The organism is Coprobacter fastidiosus, assembly GCF_982245605.1.
Genome location: NZ_CEVCIF010000003.1, coordinates 33002 through 55958, shown reverse-complemented (window position 1 = coordinate 55958; position 22957 = coordinate 33002). Strand labels below are relative to the sequence as shown.

The 22957-nt window shown below is 39.6% G+C and carries 14 protein-coding genes; 7 read left to right on the top strand and 7 right to left on the bottom strand.

Going from position 1 to position 22957, the window contains the following annotated elements:
* Positions 1 to 128: 128 nt before the first annotated feature.
* A complete protein-coding gene (gene mfd / locus AC0UMU_RS01445) occupies positions 129 to 3479 on the bottom strand; it encodes a transcription-repair coupling factor (RefSeq protein ID WP_288640329.1) in 3351 nt (1116 codons plus the stop codon).
* A gap of 175 nt (positions 3480 to 3654) precedes the next feature.
* Here mfd and AC0UMU_RS01440 point away from each other — a divergent pair, with 175 nt between their 5' ends.
* From AC0UMU_RS01440 to AC0UMU_RS01425, 4 genes are all read left to right on the top strand, one after another.
* Positions 3655 to 4422, top strand: a complete 768-nt coding sequence (locus AC0UMU_RS01440) for a polyprenol monophosphomannose synthase (protein ID WP_009317361.1) — start codon at positions 3655 to 3657, stop codon at positions 4420 to 4422.
* Entirely contained in the window at positions 4419 to 5765 is a 1347-nt protein-coding gene (locus AC0UMU_RS01435; RefSeq protein WP_278715044.1) for a dihydroorotase, read from the top strand. The genes AC0UMU_RS01440 and AC0UMU_RS01435 overlap by 4 nt, the downstream gene beginning before the upstream one ends.
* 10 nt (positions 5766 to 5775) lie before the next feature.
* Positions 5776 to 6159 carry a fluoride efflux transporter CrcB gene (gene crcB / locus AC0UMU_RS01430; RefSeq protein WP_009317359.1) on the top strand — a complete coding sequence of 128 codons (384 nt, stop codon included), beginning with the start codon at positions 5776 to 5778 and terminating at the stop codon, positions 6157 to 6159.
* Between the two features lie 83 nt (positions 6160 to 6242).
* A complete protein-coding gene (locus AC0UMU_RS01425; protein ID WP_009317358.1) occupies positions 6243 to 6893 on the top strand; it encodes an NAD(P)-dependent oxidoreductase in 651 nt (216 codons plus the stop codon).
* A gap of 159 nt (positions 6894 to 7052) precedes the next feature.
* On the opposite strand, the gene AC0UMU_RS01420 is transcribed toward AC0UMU_RS01425, so the two are convergent.
* Both AC0UMU_RS01420 and AC0UMU_RS01415 read right to left on the bottom strand, forming a co-directional pair.
* Entirely contained in the window at positions 7053 to 8207 is a 1155-nt protein-coding gene (locus tag AC0UMU_RS01420; protein ID WP_022391018.1) for an iron-containing alcohol dehydrogenase, read from the bottom strand.
* 19 nt (positions 8208 to 8226) lie between these two features.
* Entirely contained in the window at positions 8227 to 9594 is a 1368-nt protein-coding gene (locus AC0UMU_RS01415; protein ID WP_022391019.1) for an aldehyde dehydrogenase, read from the bottom strand.
* Positions 9595 to 9889: 295 nt separating this feature from the next.
* Between AC0UMU_RS01415 and AC0UMU_RS01410 the strand changes: the two genes are divergently transcribed.
* From AC0UMU_RS01410 to AC0UMU_RS01400, 3 genes are read left to right on the top strand one after another with little or no spacing between them, the layout of a single operon-like run.
* Positions 9890 to 11335 (top strand): efflux transporter outer membrane subunit, encoded by a 1446-nt coding sequence (locus AC0UMU_RS01410; RefSeq protein WP_288640238.1) that lies wholly within the window; start codon positions 9890 to 9892, stop codon positions 11333 to 11335.
* Between the two features lie 11 nt (positions 11336 to 11346).
* Positions 11347 to 12480 (top strand): efflux RND transporter periplasmic adaptor subunit, encoded by a 1134-nt coding sequence (locus AC0UMU_RS01405; protein WP_009317353.1) that lies wholly within the window; start codon positions 11347 to 11349, stop codon positions 12478 to 12480.
* Positions 12481 to 12510: 30 nt separating this feature from the next.
* Positions 12511 to 15660 carry an efflux RND transporter permease subunit gene (locus AC0UMU_RS01400; RefSeq protein WP_288640237.1) on the top strand — a complete coding sequence of 1050 codons (3150 nt, stop codon included), beginning with the start codon at positions 12511 to 12513 and terminating at the stop codon, positions 15658 to 15660.
* A 53-nt stretch (positions 15661 to 15713) separates the two neighbouring features.
* Here the strand turns inward: AC0UMU_RS01400 and AC0UMU_RS01395 are convergent, their stop codons facing one another.
* The 4 genes from AC0UMU_RS01395 to AC0UMU_RS01380 form a co-directional block, all read right to left on the bottom strand.
* The gene (locus AC0UMU_RS01395; RefSeq protein ID WP_278714535.1) at positions 15714 to 16406 is read right to left on the bottom strand and encodes a hypothetical protein; all 693 of its coding nucleotides are present in this window, start codon (positions 16404 to 16406) and stop codon (positions 15714 to 15716) included.
* A gap of 141 nt (positions 16407 to 16547) precedes the next feature.
* Positions 16548 to 18707 (bottom strand): S46 family peptidase, encoded by a 2160-nt coding sequence (locus tag AC0UMU_RS01390; RefSeq protein WP_353955706.1) that lies wholly within the window; start codon positions 18705 to 18707, stop codon positions 16548 to 16550.
* A complete protein-coding gene (locus AC0UMU_RS01385) occupies positions 18704 to 20776 on the bottom strand; it encodes an outer membrane beta-barrel family protein (RefSeq protein WP_278714536.1) in 2073 nt (690 codons plus the stop codon). Before AC0UMU_RS01385 ends, AC0UMU_RS01390 begins: the two co-directional genes overlap by 4 nt.
* A gap of 127 nt (positions 20777 to 20903) precedes the next feature.
* A complete protein-coding gene (locus AC0UMU_RS01380; RefSeq protein WP_288640234.1) occupies positions 20904 to 22790 on the bottom strand; it encodes an alpha-L-fucosidase in 1887 nt (628 codons plus the stop codon).
* Positions 22791 to 22957 lie beyond the last annotated feature (167 nt).

Here is a 22957-nt window from a genome sequence, read left to right as displayed (position 1 = left end):
AAATATCCCCCATGTTGTATAATGGAGGGCAACATACCTGCAAATGCGGTTATTAGGCTTAATATACCTGATAATAGTACATTTACGAATATATTTATACGCCCGTGTTTTTCCATGGGAAGGCAAATTTATAATTCTTCTTGTTCCAGAATATTTTGTAACGTAAGAACCGCCTCTTCTACCGTTTTTATATGGGTGATAGATATAGATCGTTTTCCCTTGATTTCCCTCAGTTGGCACTGTCGGGGATTCTTTTGCAGATAACTTAATACTTTACCGAAAACAGGAGACTGAAAATAGCGGATGTTATTATCCGAAACAAAAAACAGATTCATCTTTTCCTGTTTCAATACTACTTTTTCCATACCTAACTGTTTGGCCAGTTGTCGGAGGGTAACGATACGGATAAGCTCTTTCCCTTCATGAGGTATGCGTCCGAACCTATCTTCCAGTTTTGCTGAGAATGCTTGTATGTCCGAGGCTCGTTCCATATTATCCAACTCCTGATAGAGGGAAATCCGTTCCGAGTCATTCGGGATGTAGCTGTTGGGAAATAATAGTTCCATGTCTGATTCTATGGTGCAGTCGCTGACAAATGTTTCTCGTTCGCCGGGAAGAACCACGCTATTTTCGTTATAAACATCCGTAAATTCCTCATTTTTCAATTCTTCTACAGCTTCTTTCAATATTTTTTGGTAGGTTTCATATCCCAAGTCTGCAATGAATCCGCTTTGTTCTGCCCCCAATAAATTCCCTGCTCCTCGAATATCCAGATCCTGCATGGCGATATGTATTCCGCTTCCAAGTTCTGAAAAACTCTCTATCGCTTGTAATCGGCGGCGGGCATCCACACTCAGTTCTCGCAATGGTGGAGTAAGGAGATAACAAAAAGCCTTTTTATTGCTTCTGCCTACACGTCCCCGTAATTGATGAAGTTCGCTTAAACCGAAATTTTGAGCATTATTGATAATAATCGTGTTGGTGTTGGGCATGTCGATTCCCGATTCGATGATGGTGGTCGCTATCAATACATCATAGTCGTAATTTGTAAAATCGATAATTGCTTGTTCGAGTTTTTCGGGCTCCATTTGTCCGTGACCTACAATTGTTCTGGCGTCCGGAACAAGGCGATGTACGAGATTTTCCAGTTCATAAAGCTGTTTTACTCTGTTATTGACGATAAATACCTGGCCGTTTCGACTCATTTCGAAATTGATGGCTTCTTTGATAATATCTTCATTAAATCCGTGAACCTCGGTTTGTATCGGGTACCTGTTAGGGGGGGGAGTCGTTATGGCCGAAAGATCCCGAGCACCCATTAACGAAAATTGTAAAGTACGAGGAATCGGTGTTGCTGACATGGTCAAAGTATCTACATTTGTCTTTATCTGTTTCAGTTTTTCTTTAACGGCAACTCCGAATTTCTGTTCTTCATCGATGATAAGTAATCCTAAATCTTTAAATTTTACATCTTTTCCTATGATGCGGTGTGTACCTATCAGTATGTCGATTTTACCTTCTGATAAGTTTTTGAGTATCTGTCGTGTTTCTGCAGAAGTTCTTGCCCGGCTTAGGTAGTCTACTTTAACGGGAAAATCTTTAAGTCGTTCGCTAAATGTTTTATAGTGTTGAAATGCCAGTACGGTAGTCGGGACAAGAACAGCTACTTGCTTATTATCGCATGCAGCTTTAAAAGCAGCCCGGACTGCAATTTCAGTTTTTCCGAATCCGACATCTCCGCATATCAGCCTGTCCATAGGGCGTTCTTTTTCCATATCGGCTTTTACTTCGGCTGTCGATTTCAATTGATCGGGTGTGTCCTCATAAATAAATGACGCTTCGAGTTCCTGCTGCATGAATGTGTCGTGGGAAAATGCGAATCCTTTTTCTTCTTTTCTTTTGGCATACAGTTTGATAAGATCGCGGGCAATATCTTTCATCTTGCTCTTGGTCTTTTCTTTCATCCGTTCCCATGCTCCTGTCCCTAATTTGTTGATTCGGGGAGGTTCTCCTTCTTTTGCCCGGTATTTGGCTAATTTGTGCAGAGCGTGTATGCTGACGAAAAGAATGTCGTCATTTTGATAAATGAGTTTAATGACTTCTTGCATTTTTCCATTGATCTCTGTTCGTATCAATCCTCCGAATTTTCCGACACCGTGATCTATGTGAACGATATAATCTCCTATTTCGATTTGTTGCAGTTCTTTAAGTGAGAGAGCAAGTTTTCCCGAACGGGCTTTGTCGCTTTTCAGACTGTATTTGTGGAATCGGTCGAACAATTGATGGTCTGTAAAAAAGCAGGCTTTCAATTCCCGGTCTATAAAACCTTCGTGTAGTGTTTTCTGTACAGGGGTGAACGAGATATTTTCACCTTTATCTTCAAAAATGCTTTGAATACGTTGTATCTGTTTTTCGCTGTCGCTTAAAATATAAAGAGTATATCCCTCTTTCAAGAAAGAGGTGAACGAATCGATAACCAGTTCGAAATTCTTGTGATAGATCGGTTGAGGCGAGCATTCTATTCTCAGAATGGCTGCGTCTGGGGAAAGACTTTTATTCCCATAATCGATTCGTTTAAATTCGAATATTTTTTTGCGGAATGTGTCCGGGTCTATGATTTTTTTTCCTGCATTAAGATCGCCTTCTTCGGTTATCAATAATTGATCGGACAGAGTTTCTCCGGCAATTCCGTTGATTCGTTCTATGCACCATGCCAGATCTCTGAATCCGAAAATTGTTTTCGGATCGATAAACTCCAGAAAAGAGATGCCGTTAGCTTCGTTATTCATCATGTTGGGAATAATGAATATCTCTTCGAATTGATCATTGGACAATTGCGACTCTATATCGAAAGATCGGATACTTTCGATGTCATCTCCGAAAAAATCGATACGGTAGGGCTGGTCGAAAGAAAAAGAATAAACATCGAGAATACTGCCTCTTACAGCATATTGTCCCGGTTCATATACGTAATCGACTCGCTCGAAGCCATATTTGAAAAGAATATCCGAAATGTTCGTGATGTCTGCTTTCCCGTTCTTTACCAAGTGGATCGTTTTCTCAGATAGTGTGGTTTCTCTGACGACTTTTTCAGCCAAAGCTTCCGGACAAGTAACAACGATCAAAGATCGGTCGGTCTGCCTCAGACGGTTAAGAGTTTCTGTCCGTAGTATTTCGTTTGCCGCATCCACTTGTCCGTATTTAATGGCACGTTTATAGCCGGAAGGAAAAAATACGATATTTCCTTCTCCTTGTATTTGCACCAAATCATGATAAAGATATCCTGCTTCTTCCATATCGTTCGCAACCAGAACGACAGGCCTTCCGCAAGTGGATAGTGACGAGAGCAATAACGAGGCTGCAGAACCTTGTAGTCCGGTTATGTGGATTGTCTTTGTCCGGTTATCCGCAACAAGATTTTGTAATGCTTTTTGCCGGGCAGGCGTATTGAAAAGCGTATATAATGAGTCGATTTTCATTTTGTAGAAATAATCATCCGTAAAGTTTGACAAAAATACATCTTTTTGATCAAACTGCGAGATAGAAATTATTGCATGTTAATCATTATTTACTATTCATTTTACGTAGTTTTTCAATTTGTAGTATCTTTGTCACATTGATTTTTTGATAAATAAACGATTTATCGATAGGCTCATGAGCTCGAATGTGAAATCTGACGGGGTGGTGATTATCCCGACTTATAATGAAAAAGAGAATATAGAAAATATCATTTGCAAAGTTCTTTCTTTAGAACATGCGTTCGATATTTTGGTGATTGATGATGGTTCGCCGGATGGAACGGCGGATATAGTGAAGCGGTTGATGACAGAATTTACAGGTCGCTTATTTATTATTGAACGTTCAGGGAAACAGGGACTGGGTACGGCATATATAACCGGATTTAAGTGGGCGCTTGCTCATGGTTATGAATATATTTTCGAAATGGATGCCGATTTTTCTCATAACCCTGACGACCTTTTAAAGTTATGGGATGCTTGCGCCAACAAAGGTGCGGATGTTGCTATCGGGTCTCGTTATATAACGGGGGTAAATGTCGTAAATTGGCCGATGGGTCGGGTGATGATGTCATATTTTGCATCGAAATATGTACGGTTTGTCACAGGAATGAATATTGCCGATACGACTGCAGGATTTAAATGTTATCGTCGGGAAGTTTTAGAAACGATCGATTTGGATAATATTAGGTTCAAAGGGTATGCATTTCAAATAGAAATGAAGTTTACAGCATATAAGTGTGGCTTCAAGTTGGTAGAAGTTCCTATTATTTTTATAAATCGGGTATTGGGCACTAGCAAAATGAATAGCAGCATTTTCGGAGAGGCTGTTTTCGGAGTAATTAAATTGAAATATGACAGTTGGTTCAAGAAATATCCCCATAAAAAAAGCAATGCGGCATCATGAAGAAAATACTGATAAAAAATGCGACATTAATAAATGAAGGATATGCAGGAATAGCTTCGGTTCTTATCGAAGGAGATAAAATTGCTGCGGTTTACCCCGAAGAGTGTACCATCGAAATGGAGCGTAATGCGGATGAGGTTGTAGATGCCTTTGGCAAATGGCTTCTACCCGGTGTTATCGATGATCAGGTACATTTTAGAGAACCCGGCTTGACTTATAAGGCTGATATGCATTCCGAATCGATGGCTGCGGTGGCAGGCGGGGTGACTTCTTATATGGAAATGCCGAATACGAACCCTCAAACGACAACGAAAGAGGCTCTCGACTGGAAATTTAATCGGGCAGCCGAAACCTCAGTTGCCAATTATTCTTTTTATATGGGGGCTACGAATGATAATATAGAAGAGCTTTACAAGATTGATCACCGACGTGTGTGCGGAGTAAAGTTGTTTATGGGATCTTCTACGGGAAATATGTTGGTGGATCAACCTGTTGCGTTGGAAAGGATTTTTTCCGAAATACCTGCATTGATAGCCGTACATTGTGAAAAGGAAGAAATTATCCGGGCTAATCGGGAATATTATGTATCTCGTTTTGGTGAAGAATTGCCGGTGCTTTTTCATCCGTTAATACGGAGTGCAGAAGCTTGTTATGCATCATCTTCACAAGCCGTCGATCTGGCGGTACGGAATAATACCAGATTGCATTTGTTACATCTTTCTACGGCACGAGAACTCTCTTTGTTGGATGATTCTCCCTTGTCCGAGAAAAAAATTACAGGAGAGGTATGTGTACATCACCTTTTCTTTGATGATAACGATTATGCTGAATATGGGAATAGAATAAAATGGAATCCGGCTATTAAGACTTGTGCCGACCGTTTGGCTCTGACAGAGGCTGTAAGAACCGGACGAATCGATGTGGTGGCTACTGATCATGCACCTCATCTTTGGAGTGAAAAACAAGGTTCTTGTTTAAAAGCGGCTTCGGGAGGTCCGTTAGTTCAGCATTCTTTATTGGTGATGTTGGATAAAGTAAAGAAAGGTGATTTTACGCCCGAACAAGTAGTGAGGCGCATGTGTCATGCTCCTGCCGATCTGTTTCATATAGAAAAACGAGGCTATGTCCGCCCCGAATATTTTGCAGACTTGGTACTTGTCGACCCGAATCGGAGTTATACGGTCACGGCAGAAAATATTCTGTCAAAATGCGGATGGTCTCCGTTTATGGGATATACTTTCCCTATGTCGATAGATCGAACTTATGTGAATGGAACTCTTGTTTATGATAAGGGTATAGTTGATGTGAATTATCGGGGCAGAGAACTTGTTTTTGATAACTAACTCTGTAAATATGAGATTGGCACTTTGGGTCGGGATAGGTGGTTTTACGGGTAGCATAGTCCGTTATCTGTTATCTAAATATATATTTAGTCAGGCGGGTAGTGCATTTCCATGGGCGACTTTGGCAGTCAATTTATCAGAATGTTTTATTATCGGGCTGTTGATAGGATGGTCTGCCCGTTGTGAAAATTTGTCTGCAGAAGTACGCATGTTTTTGACGGTCGGTTTTTGCGGAGGTTTTACAACCTTTTCGACATTTGCCAGTGAATCTCTGTTACTGCTCAAGGCCGGGGAATGGCTGAATTTTTCTTTGTATACCGTAATTAGTGTTACATGCGGCATAGCATTAACGTCTTTGGGTTCTTTTATTGCGTTATCTGTACGGAACGGATAAATTTCTTTTGTCTTTTTGTTGAACATTCACCTTCATGAAGTAGTTTATATCTTGTTATATAATGAATTTTTAAATGACAAGATATGAAAAAAATTATTTTGATCGGAGCTAGCGGTTATGTAGGTTCTGCCATTATGAAAGAAGCTTTAAATCGAGGGATGCAAGTTACGGCGATTGTACGACATCCTGAGAAAATCACGATAAAGGATGCTAATCTGACCTTGAAAAAAGGCGATGTTACTGACATTGACAAGATTGCACGTTTAAGTAAAGGTGCGGATGTTATTGTCAGCGCTTATAATCCCGGTTGGAATAATCCGGATATTTATGAGGAGACATTGTCTGTATATCCGAAAATTTTAGAAGCTGTAAAAAAATCGGGAGTTCCTCGTTTTTTAATGGTTGGGGGGGCAGGAACTTTGTTTGTCGAACCGGGACTCCGTTTGATCGATTCAGGGATGATTCCCGAAACTATTTTACCGGGAGTGAAGTCATTGGGAGAGTTTTATTTAAATACTTTATCGAAAGAAAAAGAGGTAGATTGGGTGTTTTTTTCTCCGGCTGCAAATTTATTTCCGGGAAAACGGACAGGAAAATTTAGATTAGGCAAAGATAATATGATTGTTGACGATCAGGGAGAAAGCTCTGTTTCTGTCGAAGATTATGCTGTTGCGATGATCGATGAAGTTGAATATCCTACACATCACTACGAACGCTTTACAATCGGTTATTGATTTGAAAATCAATTATAAAAATATCTGAAAATTTTAATGAACCCGAAATATGGATAGTAGTGACAGGCAAGAATAAATGAAAAGTACCGTTTTATTCGTACACAAGATAAAACGGTGCTTTTCTATTTTATTTAGACAGGCTCTTAAGAGTTTTTATTTTTATAGGCATCCGGTATAAATTTCCCGTGCTACTTCGGCTGTTACGTTTTTGTTTTCTCCGTATGCTATATTATGAGCTTTGAGCCTGTTGTAGATAATATCTACAGCCTCTGCCGGAATTCCGTATTCACTCATTCGCGTGCGCAATCCCATTTGCCGAAAAAACTCTTCAGTTTTTTCGATTGCTTTGTCTGCCTTTTCTTCTTTGCTTCCTGTTGTTATGTTCCATACTCTTTCAGCGTATTGAGCCAATTTTTCCGTTTTTTGTTTTTTCAAAACACGGAGTAAAGACGGATATACGACAGCAAGCGTTTCGGCATGATCGAGGCCATAAAGCACTGTGAGTTCATAACCTATGCGGTGTGTTGCCCAATCTTGCGGAACACCCATACTCACAAAGTCATTTAGAGCCATAGATGCACACAGCATGAAGTTTGCCATTGTGTCATAATCTTTTTGATTTTCCAACACTTTCGGACCTATTTCAATGAGAGAAAGCAGTACACCTTCAGCCCATCGGTCCATCAAAATACCGTTTCCCGTAGTAGTCATGTACTGTTCCATGATATGCATAAAAGCATCTACAATTCCGTTGGAAAGCTGTTTTTTAGGAAGAGTATATGTTACTTCCGGATCAAGGATCGAGAATTGAGGTGATGATTTAGGAGTGATAAATGAAACTTTTTCTTGTGTACGTCGGCGTGAAAGTACTCCTCGATAGTTCATTTCTGATCCGGTTGCCGGAAGAGTGAGAACTGTCGCCAGAGGTGTTGTTTTTGTAATCTTTTCGGGATGTATAGCTAATTCCCAAGCATCTTCACCTGTATAGGGGATTGCATGTGCGATAAATTTTGTACCATCTATTACAGAACCGCCTCCGACAGCAACCAGATAATTTATTTTATTGTCGCGGGCCAATGTAACCGCTTTCATTACTGTGTCATAATCGGGATTCGGTTCTATACCCCAGAATTCGATGTTAAAATGATTTGACAGAGCATTCTTTACTTGTTCATAAACTCCGTTTTTCTTAGCGCTACCTCCTCCGAAACATACCATGATACGTTTGTCAGAGGGTATTTCCGTCCCAAGCTTGGCGATGGTTCCTTTCCCGAAAATAAGTCGGGTCGGATTGTGGAAATCAAAATTATTCATTGTAAGATAAATTAAAAGTTTATTTCATAAAACGTTTCAATATTGATAATTTCCCTGCGTATGGGGCGAATTTTATTCCCGGATTGATGTGCGTTGTAGTAGAAAGAACTGATTTTGTATGGCTGAATGTATAAAAACTGTCAATACCGTGATAACGCCCTATTCCGCTATGGCCTACGCCTCCGAATGGCAAGTCGGGATTGGCGAGGTGAGTTACTACGTCATTTATACAGACTCCTCCTGATGAGGTTTTTTCTAATATTTCTCGTATGTTTTTTTTGTTTTTTCCGAAATAATACAAAGCCAAAGGTTTTTCCTGACTATTGATATAATCAATAACCGTTTCCCGTTCATTGAATGTCATAACGGGAAGAATCGGTCCGAAAATCTCTTCATTCATGATTCTGTTTTCGGGAGTAATTCCCGAAATGACGGTCGGAGCGATATACAAATCTTTTTCATCGTATTTCCCTCCGGCTTCTATTTTGCCTTGCTTTAGCAGCAACATCAGGTTGTAAAATCGTCCCGAGTGTATAATACGGGGATAATCCGGACTTTTTTGGGGATCTTTTCCGTATTGGCGGATAATTTCTTCTTTTAATTTGAGAATCAGCTCATCTTTAATATCTTGATGTGCGAAAATGTAATCGGGAGCGACACAAGTCTGTCCGCAATTTAAGAACTTCCCCCATACAATCCGTCTGGCGGCAATGTCGATATTAGCGTCTTTATCGATGATACACGGACTTTTTCCTCCTAATTCGAGAGTGACGGGTGTCAGATGTTTGGATGCGGCTTCCATAACCCGTTTACCGTATTCTACACCTCCTGTGTAAAATATATAGTCGTATCGTTGTTGTAGTAAAAGATCGGTTTCTCTACTGTTGGCCTCTATCAATATTACATGGCGCGGATCGAAGGCTTCTTTAATGATTTTTTTACTGACAGCAGTAGTGTGCGGAGAAGCAGGTGATGGTTTTAATATAACGCAATTACCTGCCGCTACTGCTCCGATCAATGGAGCGAACAATAATTGGAATGGGTAATTCCATGGGGAGAGTATCAATGAAATGCCGTAAGGCTCATATTGGATATGACTTTTAGATCCGAAAAGAAATAATGGTGTTTTAACTCTTTTCGGAGAAGACCAGTTTTTTAGTTTTTTTAGTGTCCGGTTAAGTTCTGTCAAAACAAAACCTGTCTCAGTAATATAACTTTCGAATTTCGATTTTTTCAGGTCATCCCAAAGAGCCTTTTCTATATCCGGTTCATACTTTTCTATAGCTTTTTTTAACTGTATAAGGGCTGCTTTTCTAAAAGATATCGGCTTGGTTATCTGACTATTGAAGTATGCCCGTTGAGCATTTATATGATCTGAAATATTCATTCTGTTTTCTAAGCAGTAATTATATTGTTGCGGGTGTCAAAGGTAATCATTTTTTGTACAATTGTTCACGATTCTACAGCCCTTTTCAGCAAACAAATAATAAAATAGTTTGTTATATCCCTAAAAGCTTGTCTAAATTTTGCCCGGGTCAGATTTGTACGTTTTTTTCGAAGATGATGGCTGGTTCTCTGATGAATGAAGAAGGGAAAAAAGGCTGGAAGAAAACACAAAAATGACCAGATAATATTTTTTATGGGAAAATTCAGACAGTCCATAAAAACCTGAAAAGAGAAAAATGGCAAAGAGAAATCTTATTTTATCGTTGGTATGTGTGGTTTTATCGGGTATGTTGACGTATGCCTATGGCCAAAATAAGCGAGATGCAGGGCAAAAATATTTGACTCGTCCCTTACCGCAGGCTTGGGAGGCCGATACGTTGTTTTTACAGCAACAGCCGATAGAGGGAAAATGGTGGTCGGAGTTACAAGATTCTCAATTGGATTCGATTATCGGGTTAGCGTTGCAGAACAACCAAGATCTGCTTGCTGCTGCCGATCGTATACGGGCGGCCCATGCGACATTGAGAATACAGCAAGGATATTATTATCCGAATTTGAATTTTTCGGCCGGTTGGACAAAGTTGCAGAACAGCAGGCAGATGAATAAGGAGTTTATCGATTCTCCTACTATGAATCAGCGATATGCTTCCGGTGAATTATCTACAAGTTGGGAATTGGATGTGTTCGGATCTATTCGGAGCAGAGTGAAATCCAGCAAAGAACAGTTTCGGGCTACACAAGAAGAATATAATGCCGTTTTGGTCTCTTTGACAGCAGAAGTTGCAACAGCTTATGCCGAATTGAGAACTTTACAGCAGGAGTTGCTGGTCGCTCAGAAAAATATGGCTTCACAGCAGGCAATCTTGCATATTACCGAAGTGCGCTATAATACCGGGCTTGCCTCTCAGTTGGATGTATCTCAAGCTAAATCGGTTTATTACAGTACAAAGGCGTCTATTCCGTCGATCGAAGCCGGTATTCGGCAACAAATAAATGCATTAGCTGTTTTGTCCGGATTATATCCTTCCGATTTGTATACGGCGTTAAAAGATCCTCGTCCGATTCCGGATTATATGAAAATTGTCAGTATAGGTATTCCTGCCAATTTATTGCGGCAACGACCTGATATTCGTAGTGCCGAACGGTCAGTTGCGGCAGCGGCAGCCTCGGTAGGTGCAGCCAAGTCTGATTATTTCCCAAAATTTTATTTGAAAGGAAGTATCGGTTTTGCAACGAGAGATATGGACAAATTTTTTGATCATAACAGTTTGACTTATCAAATTGCTCCGACTTTATCATGGACTCTTTTTCAAGGTCGTCAACTGACTCAAGCAACTAAAGAAGCAAAAGCTGTTTTGGATGAAAATATCCGGCAATATAACCAGACGGTTTTGGGAGCGGTTCAAGAAGTAGATAATGCCATGTCGTCATATACCAATGCTGTTAAACAAGTTGTCGCACTGCGTGAGTTGGTGGTACAAGGAGAGGTCACCCTTAAACTTTCTTTGGATTTGTATAAACGGGGATTAGCGACTTTTCAAAATGTGTTGGATGCTCAGCGCTCTTTGTTGAGTTATCAAAATTCTTTGGTTTCGGCACAAGGGGGGACTCTCTCTTCTCTTATAGAACTGTATCGTGCTGTCGGGGGAGGTTGGCAAATAGATCAGAATAAAAACGAATAATAATAAATCCCATGACGAAAAATATTTTAAAAAACAGACTTTTTCTTTTTGCAGGAGTAGGATTTGTTCTCTTTTCTTGTACATCTAAAAAAACGGAACAAAGAATGTCTGTTCCGGAAATCTCTGTTGCATACCCGGTTGTGAGGCCGGTTATATTACATAAAACATATCCCGGTTATTTATCTTCGGTGAATACTGTGGATCTGATGGCACGGGTGAACGGTTATTTGCAAAGCACTCCGTTTACGGCCGGTTCGTTAGTCAAAAAAGGTCAATTGTTATTTGTAATTGAACCTACGTTATATGAGGATGCTGTAAAAAGGGCTGAAGCCGGGCTGAAAAATGCACAGGCAAGTCTCGATTATGCAGAGAATAATTATGTCCGTATGAAAGAAGCTTCTCGGAGCGATGCTATCAGCGAAATAGATTTGATTAAATCTGCAACTCAATTAATTAGTGCAAAATCGAACGTGAAAGACGCTGAGGCGCAACTTGAAACTGCAAAAACAAATTTAGGATATTGTTATGTACGCGCGCCTTTCTCCGGTCATATATCGAAGTCGATATATAGTGTCGGCAGTTATATCAGCGGAGAAGGTCAGGCGGCTAAATTGGCGACTATTTATCAGGACGATAAAATGAATGCCTATTTTAATATCGAAGATAATCAGTATTTACAAATGCTTGCTTCTACTGATAAGAAAGGTGTTGAAGAACGTTTACCCGGAGAAGTGGAAATTCTTTTTCAATCGCCTTTATCCCGTCCCTATATGGGAAAATTGAATTATCTGTCTCCGAATATCGATCTCTCGACGGGAACATTGAATATTCGTGCCGAAATTGAGAATCCTGATAATGAATTGAAGGATGGTTTATATGTGAATATCCGTTTACCGTACGGCAAACAAGATAGTGCCGTTTTAGTAAAAGATGCTTCTATCGGTACCGACCAATTGGGTAAATATCTTTATGTGGTTAATGATTCTAACCGGGTGTCTTATCGGCATATTGAAACGGGAGAATTGTTTTCTGATACTCTCAGACTTGTAAAATCCGGATTGCAGCCGAAAGACCGTTATGTGACGAAAGCTCTGTTGAAAGTACGGGAAGGAATGGAGATAAAACCTGTATTAGAGAAAAATTAACCGGACTATATTGAATAAAAATACAAAGACATGATATCTAAATTCTTTATAAACAGACCGATTTTTGCTACTGTACTCGCCTTACTTATGGTATTGGCCGGTGTCGTGGCGCTTGAGTCGTTACCGGTTGCTCAGTTTCCCGATATAACACCTCCGACAGTACAAGTGTCGGCAGTATATCCCGGGGCAAGTGCCGAAACCGTTGCCCGTACGGTAGGTGCTCCGATAGAGGAACAAGTCAACGGAGTGGACGGCATGATTTATATGAGTTCTTCATCTTCCAGTTCGGGACAATATACATTGACGGTAACATTCGAGGTCGGCACGGATGTCGATATGGCTACTGTTTTGGTTCAGAATCGGGTAAATATAGCGCAAGGAAATCTTCCTGAAGCTGTGATACAACAGGGAATCGTTACAAAAAAACAATCTACGAATATCGTAATGTTCTTGTCTCTGCAATCTGATAACCCGATGTATGACGGGTTATATCTTTCAAATTATGCGAGCCTTAATTTGACCGACCAACTTTCCCGCTTGCCGGGAGTTGGGGCTGTAACTGTATTCGGAACAGGAAATTATAGTATGCGTGTATGGCTTGATCCGGAAATTATGCGTATCCGGAAATTGACTCCGGCAGATGTATATAGTGCTATACAGTCTCAAAATATGGAGGTCTCTGCCGGAACTGTTGGAGAACCGCCTTTGGATAGGAAAGAAGCATTCCAGTTTACTTTGACGGCAAAGGGGCGTTTGACTACTCCTGACGAATTCGGAAATATCGTAATTAAAACTTTGCCGGACGGTAAATATTTGCGATTGAAGGATATTGCCCGTATCGATAGGGGAAGTGCATCTTATAGTGTGACTTCGACTCAAAATGGGAAGCAAGCTGCTGCAATTGCTATTTATCAATTACCCGGATCTAATTCTCTTAATGTTGCGAAAAATGTTAAGGCGAAAATGCAGGATTTGGAAAAATATTTACCGGAAGGGGTGCATTATGAGGTGGTATTGGATACTACCGAATTTGTGACGGCTTCTATTGACGAGGTGTTGGTTACTTTTGTCGAAACCACCTTGTTGGTCATGCTTGTCATATTGCTTTTCTTGCAAAGTTTCAGAGCCGTGATAATCCCTTCTCTGACTATTCCGGTTTCTCTTATTTGTACATTTGCTGTGATGCATCTGTTCGGTTTTTCGATAAATACGTTGACTCTTTTCGGCTTGGTATTGGCAATAGCCATAGTTGTGGACGATGCCATAGTCGTAGTTGAAAATTCGTCTCGTCTTCTCGATACCGGAAAATACACCAATAAAGAGGCGGTTACTCAAGCTATGGAAGAGATTACAGGCCCTGTGATCGGTGTGGTTTTGGTGTTGCTGGCGGTGTTTATACCTACGGCCTTTATTAGTGGTATCACAGGTGAACTTTATAAACAGTTTGCGTTAACGATTGCAACAGCTACGGTTTTTAGCGGAATTAATTCTTTGTCTTTGACGCCGGCTTTGTGCGCATTATTTTTAAAACCGACTAAAGACCCTAAATTTTTCTTGTATAAAGGATTCAATAAGGTATATGATAAAACTCTCGGAGCTTATGTAAAGGCTATTACCTATTTTCTTCGCAAGCCGGTAATTACGATGTCTCTTTTTCTCATTTTGTCTGTCGGGGCGCTTTGGTTGTTTTTACGTTGGCCTACATCATTTATTCCTCAGGAAGATCAAGGGTATTTTGTCGTATCCGTGCAGCTCCCGAATGCTGCAAACCTGCAACGTACAGAAGAGGTGTCCCGAAAAATCATGAAAATGCTCGATTCTTATCCTGAAGTTCGCACCTATTTGTGTATAAATGGTTTCTCGATGATGCAAGGAGCAAATGCGTCGAACGGTGCGACTTTTTTTGTCATGTTGAAAAATTGGGACGAACGTAAAGCTAAAGATGAGAGTGTATTTTCTGTTGTGAATCGACTAAATGCTCAAGCTGCATCTATTCAGGAGGCTGTTATTTTTGCAGTCAATCCTCCTGCAATATCGGGCATGGGAGTAAGCGGAGGTTTACAGTTTGAGCTGGAAGATAGAAATAGTTTGGGTACTACAGCATTACAGAATGCTGTTTCGGCACTGTTGGAACAAGCCGGAACAGAACCGGCGATAATGACTCTCAATTCTATGTTTCAGGGGAATACGCCTCAGTATTTTTTGAATATAGACAGAGATAAAGTTAAAATGCAAGGTTTGGTACTGAGTGATGTTTTTTCGACGCTTTCATATTATATGGGTTCGGCTTATGTCAATGATTTTGTTCAATTCGGGCGCATTTATCAGGTTAAGTTAGGAGCTGCCGCCGATAGCCGTACGGTGATAGGTGATGTCTTGAAACTGAGCGTTCGTAATCAGAACGGTGATATGGTACCTTTTTCAGCATTTACTACATTGGAAGAGCAATTGGGACTTAATCTGGTGAATAGATATAATATGTATTCTTCTGCAGCTATTACGGCTATAACTACACCCGGATTCAGTTCGCAGCAAGGAATTCAGGGGATGGAAAATTTAAGTAATCGGGTATTAGGGACTACGTTCGGTTATGATTGGACAGGAGAGGCGTATCAGGAAACTCAAGCAAGTTCTTCGGTTAGTCTAATTTTCGGACTGGCCATCTTGGTCGTTATTTTGGTTCTTGCAGCCCAATACGAGAGTTGGACGAGCCCTATTGCTGTGATACTCGGATTGCCGTTTGCCATATTGGGGGCGGTACTCGGTTGCATGTTATTGGGATTGTCTATCAGTATTTATAGTCAGATCGGGATTATTCTTTTAATTGCACTTTCAGCGAAAAATGCTATTTTAATTGTTGAGTTCGCTATCGATTATCGTAAAAAGGGCGAGTCGATTACCGAAGCGTCTATAGAAGCCGGACGAGTGCGATTACGCCCGATTTTGATGACTTCATTTGCTTTTATATTGGGAGTAATGCCCCTTATTTTTGCGACCGGAGCAGGAGCTTCGAGCCGTATATCATTAGGAACGGCAGTTGTTTTTGGTATGGCGGTGAATACTTTGTTGGGTACGTTATTTATTCCGAATTTTTATCATCTGATGCAGTCTATTCATGAAAAGTTTCAGAAGAAACGCGTTGTACAGGATAATGTACCGGAAGATGATGTAAAAGAATAAAGTTTAATAATGGGGGCTTATAAATCGTTTGTAATGAAGTGTGTGTTATGGGTCTATTGGGCAGTGATTATTATTTCCTTGGTTTCTGAAGTTACGTAAAGAGGACTGTTTTCTTTAGGAATGGCACAGATCTCAAGAACGTAGTTATGCCCTATTTCTATGGTGCGCATTGGTATAAAAGATGACTCGGTAATAGGTCTACTTTCCCACTTTGGGTGTGTTTCTTGTTGTTTTTTAAATGTAACATAGTATTTTTCGGCATTGGGAACAGCATCCCACATTATTTTTATTTTATTTTCAGGTTGTTTTGAAATTGGGTCTATAATTTCAAAAATTTCGTGTTTGAAGTTAGTTGGTGTGGCAAGTAATGTTTTTTTTGTGAAGATAAAAGGATGATTAACTGTTGAAGAATTGTACCATTTTGAATTGGTCGGTGCTATAGCTTGAACAGTAATTGTATGCCATTGATCTTCGGTTATGGATGTATTTGTTAAATTGATGTAGTTCTTTGAAATGGTATAATTTTCACGATCATTGATGGTACAATAATATTTTTCAGCATTAGGAACTGCATCCCATCGAATACATTTATTAGTATAATCGGTTGTGAAGTTAGAAGGTGCAGATAATGCCTCTTCTTCTATGTAGGTATTATTGTCATTCTTCGGATCGCATGAGGAGATTAATGTCGTTATACTCGCGATAGTTACAAATAAATGAAGCCGACAAAATTTGAAATGTGTCATAAAATTATTGAATGATATTAGACTTATGGGCAAATATAGTGAAAATAGTGAGATATTTTATTGTATTTGTATGAAATATTATATAATAAAGAAGGCCCAGAATGTGAATCCGAGCCTTCTTTATTATATATGGTTGCAATTTTATTTGACAATACTCATTTCATCGATGATATTTTTTGCTCCCGCAAACTTGTCTATGATGAATAGTATGTAACGGATGTCGACGCTTATTGTTCGTTGAAGAGCTTCTTCGAATACAATATCGCCGCTCATGGCTTCCCAGTTTCCGTCAAATGCCGTTCCGATAAGTTCTCCGTTAGCATTAAATACCGGACTACCCGAATTTCCGCCGGTAATATCGTTATTCGAGAGGAAGTTTACGGGCATTTCTCCATTCGGCATGGCATACTGACCGAAATCTTTGTTTTTGTAGAGTTCTTTTAGTTTTTCCGGAACTACAAATTCCCAGTTGTTCGGATCTTCTTTTTCCATAACTCCTTTCAACGTAGTATAGTAATGATAATCTATACCGTCTGACGGAGAATACGGCAGTACCTGTCCGTAGGTTGCTCGAATTGTAAAGTTTGCATCCGGATATGCCGGTTTACCGGGATTCATTTCGAGTAGGCCTTTGATATATGTTTGTTTGGCTAAAGCGAACTTCTCATTTATTGGTTTTAGTTCTTTACGTAGGTCTATCATTTTTTGAATGACAGATTGAGCGTATTGTATCATTAAATCCGATTTTAGGGCTTTGGCCGTCGGTTTTTTCATGAATTTATTGAAATTTTCATCGCTTCCGAAAATTGAAGTTTTAAAAGCTTCATCAACAAAGCGGTCGATGTTACCGTCGAATTTTTTATCGATAAGGGTGAAAATTTCGGGACGGTTTTCTTTCCCGACCTCTTTCATATATGCTTTCAGCATGACTTTCGATACCCTTTGGTCGACTTTGCGGTTATAATCTTTATTTGCAAATGCTTTGTAAGCTTTTTCAAGATCGGCCAATTCAGATTTGATGATAGAGTCGTTTTTATGCTCTAAAGCTTCGATCAGTTTTTTATTACGAGCAGGAACTCCGGAAAATTCCACTCCTTGATACAACGCTTCCAATAACATATAATATTGGTATTTGATATTATTCATTTGTAAAGTTGCATCCCGCATTTCATTTAGTGCTTGAATATATTCCGGATGGTTGTTGTCATTTGCCCATACTTTGAACCGAGCTTCGTCCAACTCTTTGTTTTCTATAACTTTCAGTTTATTGATCCCTCTGTTCATCCCGATAGAGTTTTTCCAATAGTTGCTCGAACGGGCATACTTGCTGGCATATTGGATTCTTACTTTCGGGTCGGCAAGCATTTCGTCTAACATCTCTTTTTGACGGATACCTCGCATATTGATGCGGATCGTATTATCTACATCACGACGTTGTTTTACTTCCCATGACGTATAATAACGGTTGGTCGACCCGGGAAATCCCATGATCATGGCAAAATCGTTTTCTTTGATCCCTTTCAGTGAAATATTGAAATATTTTTTCGGGTGCATGGGGATATTGTTTTCTGAATATTCTGCCGGATTTCCCTGAGCATCGGTATAAACCCGGAAAAGAGAGAAGTCTCCGGTGTGACGTGGCCACATCCAATTGTCCGTATCAGCTCCGAATTTCCCGATAGAAGAGGGGGGAGCACCAACGAAACGAATATCTTTATATACTTTCATTGTGAACATAAAGAATCGATTTCCTCCGAAAAACGGTTTTATGCTTATTTCTGTAAAAGGGTTTTCCGCCAAAAATTTCTCTCCGACTTTTTCTTTTGCCATTTTATCGAGAAATGCCGGATCGAAAGCTTTCAACGGATCTCCGGTTTTGCTGACTTCTTCTTGGATAAAATCGGTTACTTCTTCGATTTTATCGATAAAACGGACTTCGAGACCCGGAGTAGGGAGCTCGTCCTTTTTATCCATTGCCCAGAATCCGTTACTCAAATAATCGTGCTCTACCGAGCTATGTTGTTGAATAGCGCTGTATCCGCAATGGTGGTTGGTAAGGATTAATCCTTCTGGTGAGATAATTTCTCCGGTACATCCTCCTCCGAAGATAACGATAGCATCTTTCAGAGAAGTTCGTTCGGGATTATAGATGTCATCTACATCGAGTTTTAACCCTAATTTTTTCAGTTGTTCCGAATTTTGTTGTTTTAAAAACGGAAGTAACCACATCCCCTCGTCTGCTTTTACCGGCGACAAAATTGCCGCGAAAGCTAAGGGTAACAACATTCTTTTTAGTTTCATAATGTTAAGTTTAGCTTATTATTTTGTTTATTTATATTGAAATTCCATGCAAATCCTAACCATACGGTACGGTTATCACGACTTTTTTCAGTACGCTTATATAATGTCGGCGTATCGATTACGGTAATTTCTTTTACCGATCCGAACCAGTCGTTTATTTGTAGAGTTACTTCTCCTTTTCCGGACAATATGCTTTGCCTTATTCCTGTATCTATTCGGTAACGAGACTCTATTTTTCCTTGTACTGTTTGTAAATCGGATATGTAGTTACCGTTACATTGTAAAGTTGTGGTAGGAGTAAGCCTGAATGATACGATCCCATTGGTATTCCATGCCCAGTCGTTTCGTTTATTCCCTTTTTTGTCGGCTTGTATTTCATCATAATATACAGTTCCGTTTATGCGTATATCCATCCATTTTACCGGTGAAATATATATACCGAGCTCTGCTCCTGCCGATTGGCTGTGATATAGATTTTTATAAGTAACGACCATATCTTCTTGTGTAATTTGTGCTATGGTCTGTTTTTTATTTCTGTAAAATAATGTAGGTGTGAATGTAAAGGTTCGGTTCGTATAATGGTAGCTTAATGCTGTATTGTGGCTGATTTCCGGTTTTAGGTAGGGATTTCCCTGTATGGTTTCTTGAGGGTCGCTTTGATCGAGAAACGGGTTTAATTCAGAAAAAACAGGCCGGTTGATACGTTGCCGGTAAGAGAGTTGCCACGAGTGTCCGGAGCGTTGATTATTATAAGAAAGTTGGAATGCCGGAAATAAATTCCAATAATCTTGTTTTATCCGGTTGTTATCCTTTGCCAAATAAACCGATTGGTGAGTATATTCTCCTCTTATTCCTGCATATATAAACCATTTTTGCCACTGTTTTTCATATTGCAAAAAGAGAGAATGTATCTGGCGATTCATATCCATATTAAAAGATGCTTCCTGAGCTTCGGCATAAAAGCCGTTATCATATATTTCTTTTCGGTTTGCATTCGTAGAAGTTGTAATCCATGTGTTATATCCGGTCTTGAATGTCCCGATTTTTCCTGCCAGACTCAATTCATATTCGTCATTTTTTTGGTCGATAAAGAATTTGTCTTGTATCAAGTTTGGTTTGGGGCGTAAAACATTGCGTTGATAGTCGTTGTTTTCATCGTATGTCGTATGTCGGTAATTGAAGTCTGTGAAAAAAGAAATTTGATCGTTGTGCGTATATTGGTAGAACGTTGCGACACTATATTGGCGATTGGCCTGTTCGTTGTCACGGATTACTTTCATCTCTTTTTTTGTTTCGGTATTGTGAATATTTCCGATGCGGTCGAACCACATCTGTATAAAAGAGAAGTCAGCTTTGAAAGTGTGTTTATTTCGGTTCAACTCGCTTCCTAAAGAGCCTACGATTGTTTGAGGATGGGCTATTGCCGAATTATCTTGAATTTGCTCGTTTGTGACAATATTATTTTCGCGAGAAGTGATCGTATTCAGAAATGTACGTTTCCTATACTCGCGTTTGTAATCGATGCCGGCATTGAATTTCCAGTGTGGAGATAGCGGAGTTCCGAAATGAGCACCGGCCATATATCGGTCGCTATTGGCTGTTCCTAAATAGACTTGTCCTGAGGGTATGTTCTGTTGAGATTTTTTTAATATAAGATCGATTGTTCCCGTCGAACCTTCTGCTTGTTGGCTTACATCCGGAATATGGTTGACTTTGATTTCTCCGATGGCCGATGCTGGGAGTTGTATCATTATTTCGCTCCGGTAATTTCCTAAGAAAGAAGTAGGCTTTCCGTTAATGAGAAATGTGATTTTATCAGATCCCCGTAATCGGATATTTCCTTCCATATCGTTTTCCAATGAAGGGAAAAAAGACAGAATGTCGTTCAGTGAATTTCCATATTGAACAAGGCTGTCGGGCGATATGGAGATCGTGTTATTTTTGTTTCTTATTTGAGATACTGTTATTGTTTTCAGATGTTTTTGTGCGACGATAGAGTCTGTGCTGTTTGCTTGTATGAATAATGTATTGCAGAAAATTAAAAGTATAATCTGATAATAAATTTTCATTCTTATGAGGTGAATTCTGTTTATAGTCGCCAAAGATAGTTATTTTTATCCGGTGATGAAAATTCACTTAACCATAAAGGATCTGTTTTCAAAAAACAGATCCTTTATGGTTAAGTGTAAAAGCTTATTATTGAATACCGATTTCTGAAAATCCTATGGGTTCGCCTTCATTGATCATTTTAACTGCTTTCAAGAAAAGATAACGGGTATTTACAGGAGTAAAGTAGACGGATTGGAGTATAGGGTTATGTTTTATATTGGAAAATTCACCTTTTGCTATTGTCTTATCGATATTTTGACCGTCATTGCTTGTCATGAGTTCGTATAAAGCAATGAGACCTTTATTGTATTCACTCTGGTCAGGTAGATAATGGAATGATGAGATAACACGCTCTTCTCCGAAATCGATTATTACCGTGTTACTCTTTATAAAACAAGATGTGGAGTCGTTTCCGTCTGTCGCTTTCAGAATTTCGTTATCAGAAATACCTTGGATTTTAAAAGGAAAACTATTTAATTTTTTTGTATCGGTTTTGAACGAAATTTCATCAGTCTCTCCTGCATAATAAGCCTCGATATTGTTGATGCATGGGCATGCCCGGGAATCGGTTATGTTTATGCGGATTGTATCCGTATTTATTGTTTCGAACCGGAGTAACCGTTTATATCCGATAGTAGTCGTTTCTTCATTCAATTTTACGGGAAACCACTTGCCGTTTTTACGATGTTCTACAGAAAATGTTTTTACACGTTGTCCTAACGGGATATATTCCTGCAACATCATTCGGTTGATTTTTTTCTTTTCCGGTAAAGAAAATTCTATTGTGGCGGATTTGATACTATCTTCGGTTGCCCAATAGGTATCGTATTCTCGGTCAGTTATTGCTTTTGCAGTAAATCTTCCGCCTCTTTCGTTAGATACTGAAGGTATAATACCGGCTAATAGATTATTTGCTAATTGCTTTTGGATGTTTTTGTAGAAGTTTACGGCATTGGCAGAGTCTATGGGGTGAATCAACCCGTTTCGGTCAACAGGGAAGTTAAGCAATAGCGTTGCGTTGTGCCCTACGCTGCGGTAATAAAGATCGGTCAATTGATCTACATTTTTCACCTGATTGTCTTCTTCGGGATGATAAAACCATCCCGGACGAATAGAAACATCGCATTCGGCCGCTACCCATTGATCGCCGTCGGCATGGCCGTATTGCAGTGTACGGTATTTTTCATAGCCGGGAAAGACTTCTCCTGTACGTAAAAAAGACCAGTTTGTTGCTCCTGCAAAACCTTTTTCATTTCCTACCCAACGACAACCGGGTCCTCCATCCGAAAAAATGATGGCCTGCGGTTGCAATTCACTCAGCATCTTATATATTTCAGGATAATTGTAATAGTTTTTGCGATCGATGGTACGATTTTCTTTCGCTCCTCCATACCATCCGTCTCCTCCGTTAGCTCCATCGAACCAGACTTCGAATACCTCTCCGTAATCGGTCATTAATTCTCGCAGTTGTTTATGAAAATAATCTACATATTCCGGTGTTCCGTAGTTGGCTTGATGTCTGTCCCACGGTGAAAGATATACGGCAAATTTGATACCATATTTTTTGCAAGCTGCTGCCAGTTCACCGACAATATCGCCTTTCCCTTCTTTATATGGAGTGTTTCTGATACAGTATTCCGTTAGTTTTGTCGGCCATAAACAAAAGCCGTCATGATGTTTTGCTGTAAGGATAACTCCTTTCATCCCGGATGCAACGAATGTTTTTACCCACTGTTCGCAATCGAGCTTTGTGGGATTAAAAGTTTTGGGATCTGAATCTCCGTATCCCCATTCACGATCGTTGAATGTATTTAATCCGAAATGTACAAATGCATAGGTTTCCATTTTCTGCCATTCTACCTGTTTTGGCTCTGGTATCGGAAGAATTGCTTCGGGAGCTTTAACGGTCGGAGCACATGCACCGGATAAAAATAATGCGGTTATTGCGCAAAAAAGATCGATATGTTTTTTCATTGTGTCATTAAATAGGTTAAATATTATGGACAAAGATAGTCTTTTTATAAAAAGAATCCGAAAAAATACATTTCATTTTGATATAAACAAATAAGTTTCAGATATTTTTCGCTTTGGGGAGAACTCATTTGATGTTTGCGAACGACGTGGATTGTTGTAAAATATTT